Raw genomic sequence first — 18817 nt, 5'->3', positions numbered from 1 at the left:
GGGGATTTTTTCCCTCCTTTTTTGTATTATTTATTGTCACAATTCCTGTTTTCTTTTGGAATATCTGCATATAACCAACTAAATGAAAATCATCTACTAAAAAGGAGAGATATTTCATGACATTCAAACGTAAAAAGATTTCAGTGATCGGTTCAGGTTTTACAGGGGCAACGACAGCATTCCTATTGGCTCAGAAAGAATTGGGTGACGTCGTTTTAGTGGATATTCCGCCTATGGAAAATCCCGCAAAAGGCAAAGCCTTGGATATGGCGGAGGCAGGCCCTGTCCAGGGATTTGATGCACGCGTGACAGGTACTTCGAATTATGAAGATACCAAAGGCTCGGACCTGGTCATCATTACGGCCGGCATTGCACGCAAGCCAGGTATGAGCCGTGATGATTTAGTCCAGACCAACCAGAAAGTCATGAAAGCTGTTACGGCGGATATTGTGAAATACTCTCCGGAAACGACCATCATCGTCCTGACGAATCCGGTTGACGCGATGACCTATACTGTTTTTCAGGCTTCGGGTTTTCCGAAAGAACGTGTAATCGGACAATCTGGCGTACTTGACTCTGCCCGTTTCCGGACATTTGTGGCAGAAGAATTAGATGTGTCGGTCAAGGACGTCACGGGATTCGTACTGGGTGGCCACGGTGATGATATGGTGCCGCTCGTCCGTTATTCCTACGCAGGCGGAATTCCATTGGAGACGATGATTTCCAAAGACCGTTTGGATGAAATTGTGGAACGCACACGCAAAGGCGGGGCAGAAATCGTTAACCTCCTAGGTAACGGTTCAGCTTATTACGCACCGGCAGCATCAATTGTGGAAATGGCGGAAGCAATCATTAAGGATCAGCGCCGCATCTTGCCTTCCATTGCTTATTTAGAAGGCGAGTATGGATTGGATGGGATTTATCTGGGAGTGCCCACAATTTTAGGTGCAGGCGGCATCGAGAAAATCATTGAAATCGATTTGAACGAAGAAGAAAAAGCTTTATTGAACCAGTCAGCTGATTCAGTGAAAGCGGTAATGAAAGTATTGGCATAATCCATAGGAAAGGCGGACAGGGAGCATAATACCTTGTCCGCTTTTTTTGGATTGCGGGCTCTAATCTTCGCACTTCATGCGTATGCTCCGTTTTCCCATTACCTTAGGTGCTTGCACTTTCATTAGCTAAATTGATACTATAGGAGTATCAAGAAAATGGAGGGATGTTGTTTGTTGCTTGGGAAAAAGCGAAAATTAGGCCGGCGAGTGGAAGAGATCAAAATCGGCGAGAAATTAAAGCTGACAGAAAAAATTGAGGACAAAGATCTTCTTCTTTATCTGGGTTTGACAAATGACAGCAACCCGCTGTATATTCAACACGATTTCGCGGCGCAAACCGCTTTCGAAAAGCCTGTGGTACCGAATATCATGCTGACGGGGATCCTAACGTCCGCGGTATCCAAGTATATACCGGGTCCCGGCTCTTATATTACTGGCCAGCAGCTGAAGTTTTTGAAACCTGTCCATCATGACGAAACAATCGATTTTTTATTGGAAGTTATCGAAGTGGATATCAAGCATAATGAAGTAATCGTTCAGATTGAAGGAATCGACGAAAATGGTGAAATCGCGATACAAGGACAAATTACTGCTAACCCACCGCAAATAGTGGAACAATTGACGACTCCTGCAACGGATAATCTTTAACGCGGTTTGAGATGGGGGTTTCAAACTGAGTGTGGAGGATGTAAAATGCTGAAGAAAATATTGATAATCGAAGATGAACATTCAATTGCGACCTTACTTTCCTATAATCTGGTTCAGGCGGGTTTTGAAACCATTATCGCCAATGACGGCAAACAAGGCTATGAACTGGCTTTGAGCGAAAATCCATCACTGATCGTTTTAGATCTCATGCTGCCGTCGATGGACGGGGTAGAAGTCTGCAAATCCTTGCGCCAGCAAAAAGTCAATACACCGATTATTATGTTGACGGCTAAAGGCGATGAATTTGATAAGGTATTGGGCTTGGAACTGGGTGCAGATGATTACATGACCAAACCCTTCAGCCCAAGGGAAGTGGTGGCACGCATCAAAGCGGTGTTGAGAAGAGCCAATAATGTCCCGACTCCGCAACAGGATTCCTCTGTGCCGATTTCTCTCGGCAAATTAGATGTCTACCCTGACCGCTTTGAAGTTTTCCTCAATAAAGAGCAATTGGAATTTACGCCAAAGGAATTTGAATTGCTGGTGTACTTGATGGAAAACAAAAACCGCGTATTGACGCGTGACCAGTTGTTAAGTGCTGTATGGAAATACGATTTTGCAGGAGATACGCGCATCGTCGATGTCCATATCAGCCATTTGCGCGATAAAATAGAGGAAAACAGCCGCAAGCCAATATTCATCAAAACGATTCGCGGACTGGGCTATAAGTTTGAGGAGCCGAAAAGCTCATGAAATCTTTTCGGCATCGCCTGCTGGCCACTCTGTTGGTATGGATCGGAATGATGCTGGCCGGTTTGTTCATCGTGGTGCTTCAATTGCTGCCCATTTATGAAAACGCCGAGAATAAGTCAGACATTTGGCTGGTTTTGCTTTTGACATTTGCTGTAGCATTGCTTTTTTCAGCCATTGTCGGAAGCCGAATCATCGAAGTGAACATCAAACCGATAGAAAACGCTACTGAGACGGCGATGGAATTGGTCAAAGGCAATTACCGTGCACGTGCCTCGGAATCCAATGCACAAGCCAGTGTGGCATTGAGCAGAACGATCAATGTTCTGGCTCGGAACCTGCAGGAGATTACAGCGGTGAGAGTCATGGAACAGGAGCGGCTGAAAACACTGATTGAAAATATGGGCAGTGCATTGATTATGATTGACAAGCAAGGAGCTATTTCCCTTGTCAATAAACCTTTTCTGGATGAATTTAATTTGTCTACTGAAAATACATTGGGTAAATTTTACAAAGAAATCCACATTCCTGATGAATTAGAGAATTTTATCGAAAATGTCTTCATGACGGAAACGCATTCCCGGTCTCAGATTGAATTTATGTCAGGCCTGAAGTTGAAAAATCTGAATGTCTACGGGGCACCTGTCATTGGAGAGCATCAGCGCTGGCTGGGGATTGTCATTGTATTTCATGATATTACGGAATTGAAAAGGCTCGAGCAGATCCGAAAAGATTTCGTTGCCAATGTTTCCCATGAACTTCGGACACCGGTGACGTCGATTAAAGGGTTCTCAGAAACCCTGCTTGATGGCGCCTATAAAGATAAGGAGACTTTACTTTCCTTTTTGGAAATTGTTCATACGGAAAGCAATCGCTTGGAAATGCTCATCAATGACCTGCTCGATTTGTCGAATGTGGAGCAAAGCGGCTTTGAAGTGAATGCACAGCCGACGGATATGAAGTCCGTGATAAAACGGGCAGTGGAAATGATTCAGCCGAAACTCGATGAAAAATCCATCCGGCTGAATCTGGAGACAAAACCGGTGATTGTTTTAGGCGATGCGAATCGCTTAATCCAAGTGATGATGAATCTGTTGATCAATGCAGTTACATATTCAAGCAACCATACCGAAATCACCATCCGGCTTTTCGTGAAAGACGATAGAGCCGTCATTCAAGTGGAAGACCAGGGAATCGGAATAGAAAGTTCGGAAATCGGCCGGTTATTTGAACGTTTTTACCGTGTCGACCGGGCGCGCAGCCGAAATTCGGGCGGCACCGGCCTTGGCCTTTCCATTGTCAAACACTTAATCGAGGCGCATCATGGAAAAGTGGAAGTCGACAGCCAGGTTGGAGTCGGCACCACATTCACCATCCATTTGCCTTTGGCTAGTTAATTTAGGAGGAAAGCATGGAAACTAAACACCCATTTTTGCCGATTATAATCGGGACAGACATGAACGCTTATAATATGGCCATTTCGTTTCACGAAGCGTATGGCATCAAGCCGATTTTGATCGGCAAAGAACCCTTATCATTTACTTCATTGAGCACAATCACAGAAACCATTGACTTGCATCCCGGATTGGCTGACGATTCCCAGTTTGCCAACATCCTGATCGATGTTGCAGATAAATACAGATCTCCCGGAAAAACTCTCCTGCTGATCGGCACAAACGATCTTTATGTACGCCTGATCATCGAAAATGCCAAGGTTCTGCGGGAACATTATGTCTTTAATTATATTAATGAAGATTTAATGAATCAGCTGCAGGTCAAAGCGAATTTCTATGAGCTTTGCAAAGTCCATGGCATTGAAACACCCACCACTTTCTTCTATGATTGCAATTCAACAGTGCCGTTCGAAGAAGAGATGATGTTCCCAGTCATCATCAAGCCGAGCAATGGCATCGAGTACAGCAGAAATAAGTTTGAAGGCCAACAGAAAGTCTATAAAGTCGAAAGCCCGAAAGAAATGCACAGAGTGGTCGAGCAGATTAAAGCAGGCGGTTACCGCGACGAATTGATCATTCAGGATTATATTCCCGGCGATGACACGTTCATGTGGGATTCTGTCATCTATGCAAATTCCAAAGGGAAAACGCAGCTTGTGACATTTGCACAAGTTGTGTTGCAGGAACATACAGTTACGGCAATCGGGAATTACACAGCGCTGATCACACGTTTTGATAAAGACATGATGGTCAAGCTGCAGAATTTCCTGGAAGCTGTCGGGTACAATGGCTTTGCAAATTTCGATTTGAAATACGATGCCCGCGACAATAAATTCAAAGTGTTTGAAGTCAATATTCGCCAAGGGCGCTCAAGCTATTACGTAACAGCACTTGGACATAATATGGCAGAATACTTTGTCGACGATTTGATTTACCAGACTGATAAGCACGTGACGTATTTGAATGAAGACTTCCTGTTCACTGTCGTACCAAAAGCGGTACTGCGGAATTTCGTCGCTAACAAAGCGGTGCTGAAAGATATCAAGCGCCTGATCAAAAAAGGCCAATACGGCAATCCTCTCTTCTATAAGAAAGACAAGCACCTGAAGCGTAAATTCTATCTTTTGGCGCGCCAGGTGAATTACTATAAGAAATACAAAAACAATCAATGGTAAATTTACACAAGCTTAACACCAGCTTCATACTTGGATGGTAAGGTTTAATAGAACCCCCTTCAACCGCATGATTTGAAAAAGAGTCCCTTCCCCGGGCTCTTTTTCTTTTTTTTTATGAAACTATTTCCATATCATTCCGTATTAAAGAGTAACAAGAAAAAGGGGGACCCATCATGACGACAAAAAAATTGCTTGCGGTGATTGGTTTGTCTATTGCCGGAATTCTTCTGCTGGTTGCCGTTTTCACTTCCTGGTATACAGTAGATGAATCGGAACAGGCGGTTATCATCACGTTTGGTGTAGCCAATGAAACCGTCACTGAAGCAGGCTTGCATTTCAAGATGCCTTGGCCGATCCAAAAAGCAGAAATCCTGTCAAAAGAAACCTATAGCCTGCAATTCGGCTATAACCAAAACGAAGACGGCGAGATTGTCGCTTTCGACAAGGAAACCAAGATGATCACAGGCGACGAAAACATCGTTCTGACGGATTTGGTGGTCCAGTGGAAAATCACCGATCCGAAAAAATACCTGTTCAACGCAGAAGCGCCTCAGGACATTTTGCACGATGCAACATCAGCATCTATCCGCTCCATCATCGGCAGTTCGCTGATTGATGACGCCCTGACTTCCGGAAAAGCGGAAATCGAAGCGGAAACCCGCGATCTGCTGGCTTCGTTAATTGAGAAATACGATATCGGCATTACGGTTCTGGCTGTCAAACTGCAGGACGTGGAGCTGCCGAACGAAGAAGTACGCGCGGCATTCACGAATGTAACCGATGCCCGGGAAACGATGAACACCAAAATCAATGAAGCGAATAAATACGAAAACCAAAAACGCAACGAAGCATTGGGTGAAAAAGCCGCCATCAATTCGCGTGCAGAAGGCCAGAAAGTAACGCGTGTCCAACAGGCGACAGGAGACGTGGCGCTTTTCGATAAATTGTTTGTGGAATATGAAAACAACCCCGAAGTCACCAAGCAGCGGATCATCATGGAAACTTTGGAGTCGGTGCTGCCGAACGCTAAACTGTATATCATGAATGATGAAGGCGGCACCATGAAATACTTGCCGCTTGATGGGCTGCAGACAGCTGTGCCGCCAGCGGCTGAAGCAGAAACAGAAGAAGAAGGGGGTGGCAACTGATGGAACCGAACAAACCCTTAGGTGAAGTGAAGAAATTCAATCCATACAATAAACCGAAAAAAAGCAAAGAACCGAAAGACCCGATTGATTTCAAGAAATACTGGAAACTCATTGTCGGTTTGGTTGTGGCATTCGCACTTTTGCTCGTTGTCCTGACGAATGTTTATGTCGTCAAGGAAAATGAGTACCGCGTTGTCCGCCAATTTGGTGAAGTGGTGAAGATCCAGGAAGAACCGGGCATCAAAATGAAGGTTCCATTCGTCCAGAGCGTCACAACTTTGCCGAACTACCAAATGACTTATGATGTTTCAGAAGCGGAAATCAATACGAAAGACAAAAAGCGCATCATCATCGACAATTACGCCGTCTGGCATGTGGTGGATCCGCTTGAATTGATTTCAAATGCCGGGACGATCGTCAATGCTGAAAGCCGGATGGAGGAGTTCATTTATTCAGTGGTCCGGACAGAGCTTGGACAATTGGATTATGATGAAATCATCAATGATGAAAATTCCTCCCGCGGAAGTTTGAACGATAATGTTACAGCGAAAGTCAACGAGCTGCTGGAGAAAGACCAATACGGCATCCGGGTGTTGGATGTCCGCATCAAGCGGACGGATTTGCCGGAAGAAAATGAGCAATCTGTTTATACCCGGATGATTTCCGAACGTGATTCCACAGCTCAGGATTACCTGTCTCAAGGAGATGCGAAAAAACGTGAAATTGAAGCACAAGCAGACCGTGAAGCGCAGGAAGTGATTGCCACTGCCCGTAAGGAAGCGGCATTGATCCAGGCGGAAGGCGAATCGGAAGCTGCTAAAATCTACAACGAATCCTTCTCGAAAGATCCGGAATTCTATGAACTCTACCGTTCGTTGGAATCCTATAAGAAAACAATCGGTGATGACACGGTGATTATTCTGCCGTCGGATTCTCCATACGCGGATATCCTGTCCGGTAATTTCGAATAAGGCTGTGGCCGTCATTTCTCTTCTATTTGCCCGCGTGGTAAAATAGAGGGAATGACGGCTTTTTTTATGGAGAGGGGTAATTTTTTGGCAAAGAAAATACTTTTATTAGATGGGAACAGCTTGGCATACCGGGCATTTTTTGCCTTGCCATTGCTGACCAATGAAAACGGCATTCATACAAATGCGGTATACGGATTTACCATGATGCTGCAAAGAGTGCTGGAGGAAGAAAAGCCGACGCATATGATCGTGGCTTTCGACGCGGGAAAAACGACGTTCCGCCACAAGACTTTCAGTGAATACAAAGGTGGACGGCAGAAGACGCCGCCTGAGCTGTCGGAACAATTTCCTTATTTGAAGAAATTGATCGATGCCTACCGGATCAAACGCTACGAACTGGAGAATTATGAGGCGGATGATATCATCGGAACCTTAAGCTTGGAAGCGGAGCGGGAAGGCGACGAAGTGGTGGTCATTTCAGGAGATAAGGATTTGACGCAATTGGCTTCACCTTCTACAACGGTTTATATCACCCGAAAAGGCATCACTGATATTGAAAAGTATACAGTTGAGCACATCAAGGAGAAATACGGTTTGACGCCCGATCAAATCATCGATATGAAAGGCCTGATGGGCGATGCTTCCGACAATATTCCAGGTGTCCCGGGTGTGGGCGAAAAAACAGCACTCAAGCTGTTGGCGGCACACGGCTCGGTTGAAGGGGTATACGAAGCCATTGAACAGCAAAAAGGCAAGATGAAAGAAAAATTGGTTGCCAATGAAGAACTTGCCTACATCAGCAAGCAGCTGGCGACAATCGAACGCAATGCGCCAATTGATATCAAGATCGAGGAATTGAGCTATGCAGGACCTGATCAGGATGAGTTGGTGAAGGTTTGGAACGAACTGGCGTTTAAATCTTTATTGGAAAAAATGGAATACACGGCAGAAGAGACCGTGAAAGAAGAGTTGAAATTCGAGGTGTTGGCAAGCATCGATCCGACTATCCTGAAAGATGAGATGGCGGTTCATCTGGAGCTGTATGACGAACATTACCATAGCTGTGATTTGCTTGGGGTGTCCCTATCCACTGAAACAGAAACCTACGTCATCCCAATGGATGTTGTTGACCATTCAGAGGAATTCCGTGCCTGGTTCAAGGACCCGTTGAAGAAGAAATTCATGGCAGATTCCAAAGCGGCAACGGCAGCATTTCTTCGCTGCGGCATTGAACTAGAAGGTGTCGATTTCGACTTGATGCTGGGTGCTTATATCGTTAATCCATCGTTGACCTACACGGATATGGCGAGCATCGTTCAGGAATACGGCTATGGAGATGTCTCAACAAACGAACAGATCTACGGAAAAGGCGCTAAAAAGAAAGTGCCGGAGCAGTCTATCCTTGATGAGCATATTGCCAGAAAAGCGCGCACCATCTGGAAAGTGCGTCCGCTGGTCATAGAAAAGCTCGAGGAAAATGAGCAATTCGATTTATACGATAAATTAGAGTTGCCACTGGCGACGGTCTTGGGCAAAATGGAATCGCTCGGTGTTAGGGTCGACCGCAATCAATTATCTGAAATGGGCAAGGAATTGTCCCATAAGCTGGAAAAAATCGAGTCGGATATCTACGGATTGGCCGGACAGCAATTCAACATCAATTCTCCGAAACAATTAGGCGTGGTGTTGTTTGAAAACCTGGGATTGCCGGCATTGAAGAAAACCAAGACAGGCTATTCAACAGCAGCCGATGTCCTTGAAAAACTGGAAGGGCAACATGAAATCATTTCCTATATCCTGATGTATCGTCAGCTGGGCAAACTGCTGTCCACTTATATAGAAGGTTTATTGAAGGAAATCCACGCGGATGGCAAAGTCCATACCCGTTTCCAGCAGGCCTTGACGACAACCGGGCGACTCAGTTCGACCAATCCGAACCTGCAGAACATCCCGGTCCGCCTGGAAGAAGGCCGGAAAATCCGCAAAGCCTTTGTGCCTTCGGAACCTGGATGGCAGTTGGTTGCTGCTGATTATTCACAGATCGAATTGCGGGTGTTGGCGGATATGTCAGAAGATGAGCGGCTGGTCCAGGCATTCAAGGATGACCGCGACATCCATAGGACTACGGCAAGCGATGTGTTCCACGTTCCTGAAGAACAAGTGACAAGCGAAATGCGGAGTGCGGCAAAAGCCGTCAACTTCGGGATTGTCTATGGCATCAGTGATTACGGCCTGTCCCAAAACCTGAACATTACCCGCAAGGAAGCGGCGGCGTTTATCGAGCGTTATTTCGCCAGCTTCCCGGGCGTCAAAAACTACATGACGACCATTGTGGCAGATGCCAAACGTGATGGGTTTGTGACGACCTTGATGAACCGCCGGCGTTATTTGCCGGACATCACCAGCTCGAATTTTAATTTGCGCAGCTTTGCAGAGCGTACCGCGATGAATACGCCAATTCAGGGCAGTGCCGCAGACATCATCAAAAAAGCGATGATCGATATGGACGCAGCTTTGGAACGCGAAGGGATGCAGGCGCGCATGCTGCTGCAGGTTCATGATGAATTGATTTTCGAAGCGCCGCCAGAAGAATTGGATAAGCTGATGAAGTTGGTGCCGCAGGTGATGGAGAATGCAGTGAAGCTGAGCGTTCCGCTGAAAGTGGACATCGCGTATGGCGCAACCTGGTACGATACTAAATGACAGGAGGGCAACGATATGCCTGAACTTCCGGAAGTGGAAGGTGTCGTTCGGCAGATCCGCCCCGTTTCCATTGGGAAAAAAATTGAGGCAGTAACTGTTTCTGAGACCATTCGTGTCTCCAAAACGAATGGCAAAGAAGCGATCATCAAACGGATGGAAGCCGATCGTTTTATTGAAAGCCTGGTCGGGGCACAAATCATCCGTGTCGAGCGGCGCAGTAAATACATTTATTTCACATTGAGAAATGAAAAAGAATTTTTATTGGTCAACCATTTAGGGATGTCGGGAGCCTGGTTCTATGTCGACCAGCTCCAGTCCATTCCGGAAGATAAATTCCGGCGCCATGTCCATGTTGTGCTGACATTAAGCGATGGCAACTTGCTGGCGTTTTCAGATATCCGCCGTTTCGGGGAGATGAGGGTGTTGCAGGAAGAGGGAGATTTCCCGCCTTTGCTGCTGATGGCGCCAGAACCTTTCGAGGCAGTTGCGCTTGACCATTTCCTGGTGATGGCAGAAAGCCCGAAGTACAAGAACAAGGCAATCAAGGAAATCATCATGGATGGCCAGGTCATTTCCGGATGCGGCAATATTTACGCTACCGAAGCACTTTTTAAGATGAAAATCCATCCGAAGCGTTCAGCCGGACGAATCAGCAAAAAACGCAAAGTGGAATTATTTGAGACGATTGTTGCCATACTTTTGGAAAGCATCGAAGCAGGGGGCAGCACGATTTCGGATTACCGCAATATCAATGGCGAATCGGGCAGCATGCAAAACCATTTTGGAATGTATGGAAAAAAACAATGCGTGGTTTGCGGCACGCTGACGAAAACCATGAAAATCGGGGGTCGGGCGTCGGTGTATTGTCCGGCCTGCCAGAAATGAGGATGGATGATGATCATTGGATTGACAGGCAGTATTGCCAGTGGGAAAAGTACCGTATCCAAAATGCTGCAAAATTCAGGTTATCCGATCATTGATGCCGATTTGGTGGCACGCTTGGTTGTAGAACCGGGTTCCGAAACGCTGACGCAGATTGAACAGGCATTTGGACCGGACGTAATCCAGGCAGATGGCACAATGGACCGCGCAAAAGTAGGGGAGATCATCTTCAATGATCCGGCCAGCCGAAAAATCTTGAACGACATTATCCACCCGGCGATCCGCCAGGAAATGCTCCGGCAGCGCCATGAGTTTCTGGAGCAAGGATTTAAGACGATCATCATGGACATCCCCTTATTGTTCGAGAGCCGCCTGCAGCATTTGGTGGACAAGATTCTGGTCGTCAGCGTCACAGAAGAAAACCAGTTTAACCGGCTGATGGAACGGAATGGCCTGACGAAAAAAGAGGCGCAGGCACGCATCAGTTCCCAATTGCCGATGTCCTTAAAAGAAGATGGAGCGGATGCTGTCATCTACAATAATGGATCACTCGATGAAACGAAATGGCAATTAAACAGAATTTTAGACAATTGGCAAGCCAGCCCTGAAAAAGAATAAAAGATAAGCTGTTTTTAAGGTTCTCTAAATAGTTAATTGTGTTATACTATATAAGAAATTAAAAAAATGAGTATAACTTAATTATAAACGGAGGACTCCTACATGACAGTTTCTATTGCAATTAACGGATTTGGCCGTATTGGCCGTATGGTTTTCAGACAAGCGATAATGATGGATGACGTCGTAATTACAGCAATCAACGCCACTTATCCAGCTGAGACCCTTGCGCATTTAATTAAGTATGACACAAATCACGGCACCTTCGCAGGTGACGTATCTTCAGAAGAAGATACATTAATTGTTAACGGGAAACGGGTTCAATTAGTAAGTGAACGCAACCCATTGAATCTGCCATGGAAAGAAATGGGTATTGATATCGTCATCGAAGCAACCGGTAAGTTCAACTCCCGCGAAAAAGCAGCGCTTCATTTGGAAGCAGGAGCAAAAAAAGTAATTCTGACAGCTCCTGGGAAAAAAGAAGACATCACCATTGTCATGGGGGTCAACGACGACAAATTGGATATCGACAAACACGACATCATTTCCAATGCGAGTTGTACGACAAACTGCCTGGCACCGGTCGTAAAAGTGCTGCATGATAAATTCGGGATTGAAAACGGCTTGATGACGACAATCCATTCTTACACGAACGATCAGCAAAATTTGGATAACCCACATAAAGATCTTCGACGTGCCCGTGCATGTGCGCAGTCGATTATTCCTACTTCTACGGGTGCTGCGAAAGCGCTGTCACTGGTGATACCGGAACTGCAGGGCAAACTGCATGGTATGGCTTTGCGGGTACCGACGCCGAACGTGTCCCTAGTTGATCTGGTTGTCGATTTGAAGAGAGACGTGACAATCGAGGAAGTCAATCAGGCTTTTGAGGAAGCATCAGAAAATGGTCTGGAAGGAATCTTGAGCTTGACGATGGAGCCATTGGTTTCTGTAGATTTCAACAGCAATCCGAAATCGGCTATTGTTGATGGGTTATCGACAATGGTGATTGATGGCCGAAAAGTGAAAGTTCTGGCTTGGTACGACAATGAATGGGGTTATTCAGCGCGTGTCATCGATTTGACCAAAAAAGTTGCAAAGGCTTTAGTGCTGGTCTCTAAATAAGGCTAATCACCCCGGTACTCCGGTTTTAAATGGAGAACCGGGGTTTTTTATGGGAAATTTACTGAAAAAAATTCAGCATTAATAAGATATTATTATTGCATTTACAATAAATCCGTTTTATACTATGAATCGTAGTTGAAAAACGGCTACCACTTCTGAATTTCCATCATGCACCTCGGAATTAGGAGCGTAAGATTTTTTATTCACATGACTGCTTAAAGGGTTAGGACCTCTTTGGACTAACTTTCCCCCGTGGTAGTCAACTTTGAATATTTTGCGCACAAAACAAAATGATATCAAAGGGGGAAAACGAACCATGGAAACAATGGGACGTCACGTAATTGCAGAACTTTGGCAGTGTGATTTTGACAAATTAAACGATATGGATTTTATCGAACAAACTTTTGTTGATGCAGCACTCAAATCTGGAGCTGAAGTAAGAGAGGTAGCTTTTCACAAATTCGCACCACAAGGTGTCAGCGGAGTTGTGATCATCTCTGAATCTCACTTAACTATCCACAGCTTCCCGGAACACGGCTACGCCAGTGTAGATGTTTACACTTGCGGCGACTTAGATCCAACAATTGCAGCAAAGTATATCGCAGAAGCGCTAGGGTCAACCTCAAGCGAGCTTGTCGAAATTCCGCGCGGTATGGGTCCAGTCAGTGTTGAAAAATCCAAAGTTTCAGTAACAGTATAATCCATTAAACAAAAAACACGAAAGCAGAGGATAAATTCCTCTGCTTTTTCTATTTTCCTGAAGGATTTTTGTTATACTAGATACACTAGATAGAGAATTTAGGGAGATGTCAAAATGAAATGTCCAGCTTGCCAACATAACGGCACACGTGTTGTCGATTCACGGCCAATAGATGAAATGAAGTCAACCAGAAGGCGCAGGGAATGTGAATTATGTGGATATCGCTTTACCACTTTTGAGAAAGTGGAGGAGATGCCGCTGATCGTCGTCAAAAAGAATGGCTCACGTGAAGAGTTCAGCCGCGAAAAAGTCCTGCGCGGTTTAATTCGTGCATGTGAAAAGCGGCCGGTATCTCTTGAGGCGCTGGAAGAAATGGTCTTTACAATTGAGAAAGACCTTCGCCGGGCAGGCAATCCGGAAGTTAAATCCGAAGATGTCGGGGAATTGGTCATGAACCGCCTGGCAGCAATCGACGAAGTGGCTTATGTCCGCTTTGCCTCTGTATATCGCCAATTCAAAGACATCACTGTTTTTATCGACGAACTGAAGGATTTGCTGAATAAAAGTCCGGAAGACAAGAAAATCGACTAAGGCGGTGACTTATGACTGCATTTTATAAAGAACTACAGCCTGCCGATCCGTATCGTATCCGGTTGCCTTATCCGTTTTCAAATTATGACCGGCAATTGCTGACGCTCCTGTATCAGCCGCTGATCGGTGCTGAAGCCATTGCCTTCTACTTGACGCTGTGGGCGGAAGGGGAAGCTTCGGGGGAAGAGTCGACCCATTACACCTTGATGAACACATTGGGGAATTCTGTCTCGAAAATTTTTGAAGCAAGAATCCAGCTGGAAGCGATTGGATTGCTCAAAACTTACCGGAAAGACAGCGGCAGCCGTTGCTTCATCTATGAATTATGTCCGCCGCTGGATCCGAAAACCTTTTTCATGGATCCGCTGCTGTCGATGTTCCTGTTCAGTAAAATTGGAGAACCTTCCTACCGCAGAGTGCGGGATCGGTTTCTGGTCCACACTGAAATTCCATCCGATTTTGAAGAAGTGTCCCGGACATTCACGGATATTTTTCAGCCGATCCATGCCAAAGCAGGCTATCCGGCTGTTCAGCCCGATCTGCAGGAACGGAAAAAAGGCGGCTATGAAGCCGATGCCGATTTCGACTTCAGGCTGCTTCGACAAGGCCTGTCGGAGCAGCTCGTACCCAAAAGAGTCCTGACTGCAACCATCAAGGATTTTATTCCCAAATTGGCCTACCTCTACGGATGGGGACCATTGGAGATGCAGAAAGTCATCTTGCTGGCTATCGAAGACGATTACAAGTTGACGGTGGAAGGCTTGAAAAAATCGGCATCCGAATATTATAAGTTGACGGTTTCGACTACGGCACCACAGCTTGTTCAAGTGCCTAAAGAAGCTCCAAAGCTGACAGAAGAAGCACCGAAAACAAAACAGGACGAATTGTTGGTCTACTTGGAGACGGCACCGCCGATTCAAGTGCTGCGCGATATTGCAGATGGCAGTGAACCGCTGCCAGCAGATGTCCAACTGGCCAATCAACTGGTCGTTACCCATGGCATGGAGCCGGCAGTGGTCAATGTCCTGCTTCAGTATGTCCTGCTGCGCACCGATATGAAGCTGACCAAAGCCTACGTGGAAAAAATCGCTTCGCATTGGCTGCGTAAAAACGTCACCACTGCTAAAGAAGCGATGGAGCTTGCGCGGGTTGAGCATACGCAGTATATGAAATGGAAGTCTGAAGGCTCCCCGGTCACGGTGGCCAAACCGTTTACTGGCAATGGCAACCGAAAGCCGGTGCGTGAAGAAAAGCTGCCGGAATGGTTCCACAAGAAAGATGAAGCACCAGCCGCCAAGGCAGAGCCGAGAAACGAAAGCCTGGAAGTGGAGAAACAAAAACTTCTTGCGAAACTGGCGTTGAAGAAAGGAAGAGGTGTTTAAATGGAACCGATTCGTGAAACCTTGAAACGTGTGGTCAATGCGCCTGCTTTTTCTGAGCGTTACAGTGAAATGCGCAAAGAAGTTCTGGAACACCCAGGGGTCAAGAAATTCCTGGAAGACCATGCGGAAGAAATTGATACAGCCACTATTGATAGAGGACTTGGAAAGCTATACGAGTATATAGACCAGTCCCATGATTGCAATAAATGCCCAAGCCTGGGCGCCTGCATCAACCACCTCAAAGGTTTTGAACCCAAGCTGGTATTAGAGCGGGGAACCATCGGCATTTCCTATAGCAAATGCCGCTTGAAGGAAGCAAACGATAATAAACGCCATGCTTCTTCATTGATCCACAGCATGTACATGCCAAAAGAAGTCATGCAGGCGACGCTGTCCGGATTTGATCTGGATGACAGCCGTATGGAAGCGTTCCGTGCGGTCGGGGATTTCCTGGATCAAGCAACGGGCCCTGACAACCTGCCTGAAAAAGGATTATACCTTTACGGGCAATTCGGGATCGGCAAGTCGTATTTACTCAGTGCAGTAGCCAACGAACTGGCAGAGATCAACGTCAAATCGGTGCTGGTGTTCGTTCCGGAATTTATGCGGGAAATGAAGCAGGCAATCGGAGACCAGACCTTGCAGGAAAAAGTCGACTACGTCAAAAAGGCGGACGTCCTGATGCTTGATGATATCGGGGCGGAAGCGATGTCCAGTTGGACCCGTGATGAAGTGCTGGGAACAATTCTGCATTACCGGATGTCGGAGAAACTGCCGACGTTCATGTCGTCGAACTTTAGTTATTCTGAACTGGAATATCACTTGACCTATTCGCAGCGCGGCGAAAAAGAAGATTTGAAAGCTGCGCGCATCATGGAACGGATTCGTGCGTTAACCAAACCCGTCAAGCTCGATGGGCGCAACCGACGAAATTAAGCGCCGGAACTATTGCGTTTTGCGTCATTTCGGTTTATAGTAAAAACAATCGAACCAAGATTTTACATGCTTTGACAAGGATATGAGCGGATTTGTACGACTTTCAGAGAGAGAAGCCCTGGCTGCAAGCTTCTTAAGTACCGACAATCCCGTTTACCCCCTTCGAGCAGCAGCTGTGAACAGTCTCCTCAGTAGCAGCTGACGGAACCGGCCCGTTAGCCGATGCAGAGCTTCATTCCGAACGGATCTGTCCGTTTTGAATAGAAGAAGGGTGGAACCGCGAGCTAAAGCTTCGTCCCTTTTGGGATGGGGCTTTTTTTTGTGGGAAAAAAGAAAAGCGAAAATGGCCGTTTTGCTCTGACAGGCATAAGACAGACCGGCAATGTGGCGTTCTCTGCCACATAGTTGGGTTGGCTTATGACCCGAGGAGCAGGCCATTGCAGCTGGCCAAAGAAAAGCGGAAGCGGCCGTTTAGAGGAACGTAAGCTAAGTGCGCGACTTCCTGTCGCAACGCTTACATGATCCGCATCCTGCGGACCTCCGACAGGCATAAGACAGACCGACAATGTGGCGTTCTCTGCCACATAGTTGGGTTGGCTTATGACCCGAGAATCTGGCCGCTGGAGCTGGACAAAGAAAAGCGGAAGCGGCCGCTTAAGCAAAAAGGAAATGCCTGGCCAGACCCTGTGGCATAGGCATTTTCAACAGATTTTATTAAAAGGAGAGATTGGCATGGCAGACATGATTAAACTAAAATTCCCTGACGGAGCAGTAAAAGAGTTTGAGCGGGGCACAACTACTGAAGAAATCGCACAATCAATCAGCCCAGGATTGCGCAAAAAAGCATTAGCAGGCAAAGTAGGCGATCAATTGGTCGACTTGCGCGCACCATTGAAAGAAGATGGAGACATTGCCATCATCACTCCTGAATCGGATGAGGGGCTGGAAGTTTTACGCCACAGCACTGCGCATCTTTTGGCACAAGCGATCAAGCGGATATATCCTGATGCCAAACTTGGTGTTGGCCCCGTCATTGAAAACGGCTTTTATTACGATATCGATACAGCGTCGGCGATCACTTCAGAAGATTTGCCGTTGATTGAAAAAGAAATGAAGAAGATCATCAACGAAAACGTTGAAATCATTCGCCATGATGTCACACGTGCAGAAGCGCAAGAACGTTTCGCGGCGATTGAAGATCAATATAAATTGGAACTTCTTGAAGCGATTCCGGAAGATGATCAAGTATCCATCTATGAGCAAGGCGACTTTTTCGACCTTTGCCGAGGCATTCATGTCCCATCGACCGGCAAATTGAAAGAGTTTAAATTATTGAGTGTTGCCGGTGCGTACTGGAGAGGGAACAGCGATAACAAGATGCTTCAGCGCATCTACGGAACTGCCTTCTTCAAAAAGGAAGATTTGAAAGCGCATCTTGAGATGTTGGAAGAAGCGAAAGAACGCGACCACCGCAAAATTGGGAAAGAATTGAATTTATTCATGAACTCCCAAAAAGTCGGCCAAGGATTGCCGATGTGGCTTCCAAAAGGCGCAACAATCCGCCGCATCATCGAACGTTATATTGTCGACAAAGAAGAGCGTTTGGGCTATGACCACGTCTATACTCCGGTCATGGGCAGCGTGGAATTGTATAAGACAAGCGGACATTGGGACCATTACCAGGACGATATGTTCCCGGTCATGAAAATGGACAACGAGGAATTGGTTTTGCGTCCGATGAACTGCCCGCATCATATGATGATTTTCAAACAGGGCATCCATTCGTATCGCCAGCTGCCAATTCGCATTGCGGAACTAGGGCTTATGCACCGCTATGAAATGTCTGGCGCATTATCAGGACTGCAGCGAGTTCGCGGAATGACATTGAATGATGCTCATATCTTCGTCCGTCCAGACCAAATCAAAGAAGAATTTAAACGCGTCGTTAATCTTGTGGTCGAAGTCTATAAGGATTTCGACATCAAAGATTATTCATTCCGTTTGTCTTACCGCGATCCAGCGGATAAAGAAAAATACTTTGACGACGACGCCATGTGGAACCGTGCACAGGCCATGCTGAAAGAAGCGATGGATGAGCTGGAAATCGATTATACAGAAGTCGAAGGCGAAGCCGCATTCTACGGACCAAAAGTGGACGTTCAAGTGAAGACAGCTCTTGGCAAAGAAGAAACGTTGTCGACTGTCCAGCTTGATTTCCTATTGCCTGAACGTTTCGACCTGTCGTATATCGGGGAAGATGGCAAGCAGCATCGCCCGGTCGTTATCCATCGTGGCGTTGTTTCAACAATGGAGCGCTTTGTCGCATTCCTGATCGAAGAATACAAAGGGGCGTTCCCGACATGGCTCGCGCCAGTTCAAGTGGAAATGATTCCGGTATCGCTTGATGCCCACAGTGACTACACAAAAGAGTTGCAGGAAAAACTGCAAAATCATAAAATCCGTGTAGACATTGACGAGCGGGATGAAAAACTTGGCTATAAGATCCGTGAAGCGCAAATGCAGAAAGTGCCTTATATGCTCGTCATCGGCGACAAGGAACTGGAAGACGGTTCGGTCAATGTCCGGAAATACGGCGAACAGAAATCCGAAAGTATGCCATTCGACGACTTTGTAAAACTGGTTCAAAGCGAACTTCGCTAGAATGGTTGACAGGTCCAAAGG

General features: G+C 46.3%; 16 protein-coding genes. All 16 read left to right on the top strand.

Annotated elements, in window-relative coordinates:
* Positions 1-116: 116 nt before the first annotated feature.
* The 16 genes from mdh to thrS all read left to right on the top strand — a co-directional run bounded on the left by mdh (position 117) and on the right by thrS (position 18796).
* The gene (mdh, locus tag AC1MEO_RS05960; protein WP_480334998.1) at positions 117-1055 is read left to right on the top strand and encodes a malate dehydrogenase; all 939 of its coding nucleotides are present in this window, start codon (positions 117-119) and stop codon (positions 1053-1055) included.
* A 171-nt stretch (positions 1056-1226) separates the two neighbouring features.
* Positions 1227-1703 carry a MaoC/PaaZ C-terminal domain-containing protein gene (locus AC1MEO_RS05955; RefSeq protein ID WP_480336035.1) on the top strand — a complete coding sequence of 159 codons (477 nt, stop codon included), beginning with the start codon at positions 1227-1229 and terminating at the stop codon, positions 1701-1703.
* 45 nt (positions 1704-1748) lie between these two features.
* Positions 1749-2456, top strand: a complete 708-nt coding sequence (locus AC1MEO_RS05950) for a response regulator transcription factor (RefSeq protein ID WP_480334997.1) — start codon at positions 1749-1751, stop codon at positions 2454-2456.
* Positions 2453-3850 (top strand): two-component system histidine kinase PnpS, encoded by a 1398-nt coding sequence (pnpS, locus tag AC1MEO_RS05945; protein ID WP_480334995.1) that lies wholly within the window; start codon positions 2453-2455, stop codon positions 3848-3850. The genes AC1MEO_RS05950 and pnpS overlap by 4 nt, the downstream gene beginning before the upstream one ends.
* Positions 3851-3864: 14 nt before the next feature.
* On the top strand, positions 3865-5082 hold the full coding sequence (locus AC1MEO_RS05940) for a carboxylate--amine ligase (RefSeq protein WP_480334994.1): 1218 nt from the start codon (positions 3865-3867) through the stop codon (positions 5080-5082).
* Between the two features lie 173 nt (positions 5083-5255).
* Positions 5256-6230 carry an FtsH protease activity modulator HflK gene (hflK, locus tag AC1MEO_RS05935; RefSeq protein ID WP_480334993.1) on the top strand — a complete coding sequence of 325 codons (975 nt, stop codon included), beginning with the start codon at positions 5256-5258 and terminating at the stop codon, positions 6228-6230.
* Positions 6230-7201 carry a protease modulator HflC gene (gene hflC, locus AC1MEO_RS05930; protein ID WP_480334992.1) on the top strand — a complete coding sequence of 324 codons (972 nt, stop codon included), beginning with the start codon at positions 6230-6232 and terminating at the stop codon, positions 7199-7201. Before hflK ends, hflC begins: the two co-directional genes overlap by 1 nt.
* A 66-nt stretch (positions 7202-7267) precedes the next feature.
* Positions 7268-9904 (top strand): DNA polymerase I, encoded by a 2637-nt coding sequence (gene polA, locus AC1MEO_RS05925; protein WP_480336033.1) that lies wholly within the window; start codon positions 7268-7270, stop codon positions 9902-9904.
* A 15-nt stretch (positions 9905-9919) separates the two neighbouring features.
* The gene (gene mutM / locus AC1MEO_RS05920; RefSeq protein ID WP_480334991.1) at positions 9920-10789 is read left to right on the top strand and encodes a bifunctional DNA-formamidopyrimidine glycosylase/DNA-(apurinic or apyrimidinic site) lyase; all 870 of its coding nucleotides are present in this window, start codon (positions 9920-9922) and stop codon (positions 10787-10789) included.
* A gap of 9 nt (positions 10790-10798) precedes the next feature.
* Positions 10799-11404 (top strand): dephospho-CoA kinase, encoded by a 606-nt coding sequence (coaE, locus tag AC1MEO_RS05915; RefSeq protein ID WP_480334989.1) that lies wholly within the window; start codon positions 10799-10801, stop codon positions 11402-11404.
* A gap of 102 nt (positions 11405-11506) precedes the next feature.
* Positions 11507-12526 carry a glyceraldehyde-3-phosphate dehydrogenase gene (locus AC1MEO_RS05910; protein ID WP_480334987.1) on the top strand — a complete coding sequence of 340 codons (1020 nt, stop codon included), beginning with the start codon at positions 11507-11509 and terminating at the stop codon, positions 12524-12526.
* 316 nt (positions 12527-12842) lie between these two features.
* Positions 12843-13226 carry an adenosylmethionine decarboxylase gene (gene speD, locus AC1MEO_RS05905; RefSeq protein ID WP_191716028.1) on the top strand — a complete coding sequence of 128 codons (384 nt, stop codon included), beginning with the start codon at positions 12843-12845 and terminating at the stop codon, positions 13224-13226.
* Between the two features lie 114 nt (positions 13227-13340).
* Complete coding sequence (nrdR, locus tag AC1MEO_RS05900) at positions 13341-13817, top strand: transcriptional regulator NrdR (RefSeq protein ID WP_480334985.1); 477 nt, start codon at positions 13341-13343, stop codon at positions 13815-13817.
* 11 nt (positions 13818-13828) lie between these two features.
* Positions 13829-15199 carry a replication initiation and membrane attachment family protein gene (locus AC1MEO_RS05895; protein WP_480334984.1) on the top strand — a complete coding sequence of 457 codons (1371 nt, stop codon included), beginning with the start codon at positions 13829-13831 and terminating at the stop codon, positions 15197-15199.
* Entirely contained in the window at positions 15200-16135 is a 936-nt protein-coding gene (dnaI, locus tag AC1MEO_RS05890) for a primosomal protein DnaI (protein ID WP_480334982.1), read from the top strand.
* 732 nt (positions 16136-16867) lie between these two features.
* Positions 16868-18796, top strand: a complete 1929-nt coding sequence (gene thrS / locus AC1MEO_RS05885; RefSeq protein ID WP_480334980.1) for a threonine--tRNA ligase — start codon at positions 16868-16870, stop codon at positions 18794-18796.
* Positions 18797-18817: the final 21 nt, after the last annotated feature.

The sequence above is a fragment of the Planococcus sp. BI3 genome, from assembly GCF_056680115.1.
The sequence above is the reverse complement of the archived record's forward strand: the minus strand, read 5'-3'. Positions and strand labels throughout refer to the sequence as shown.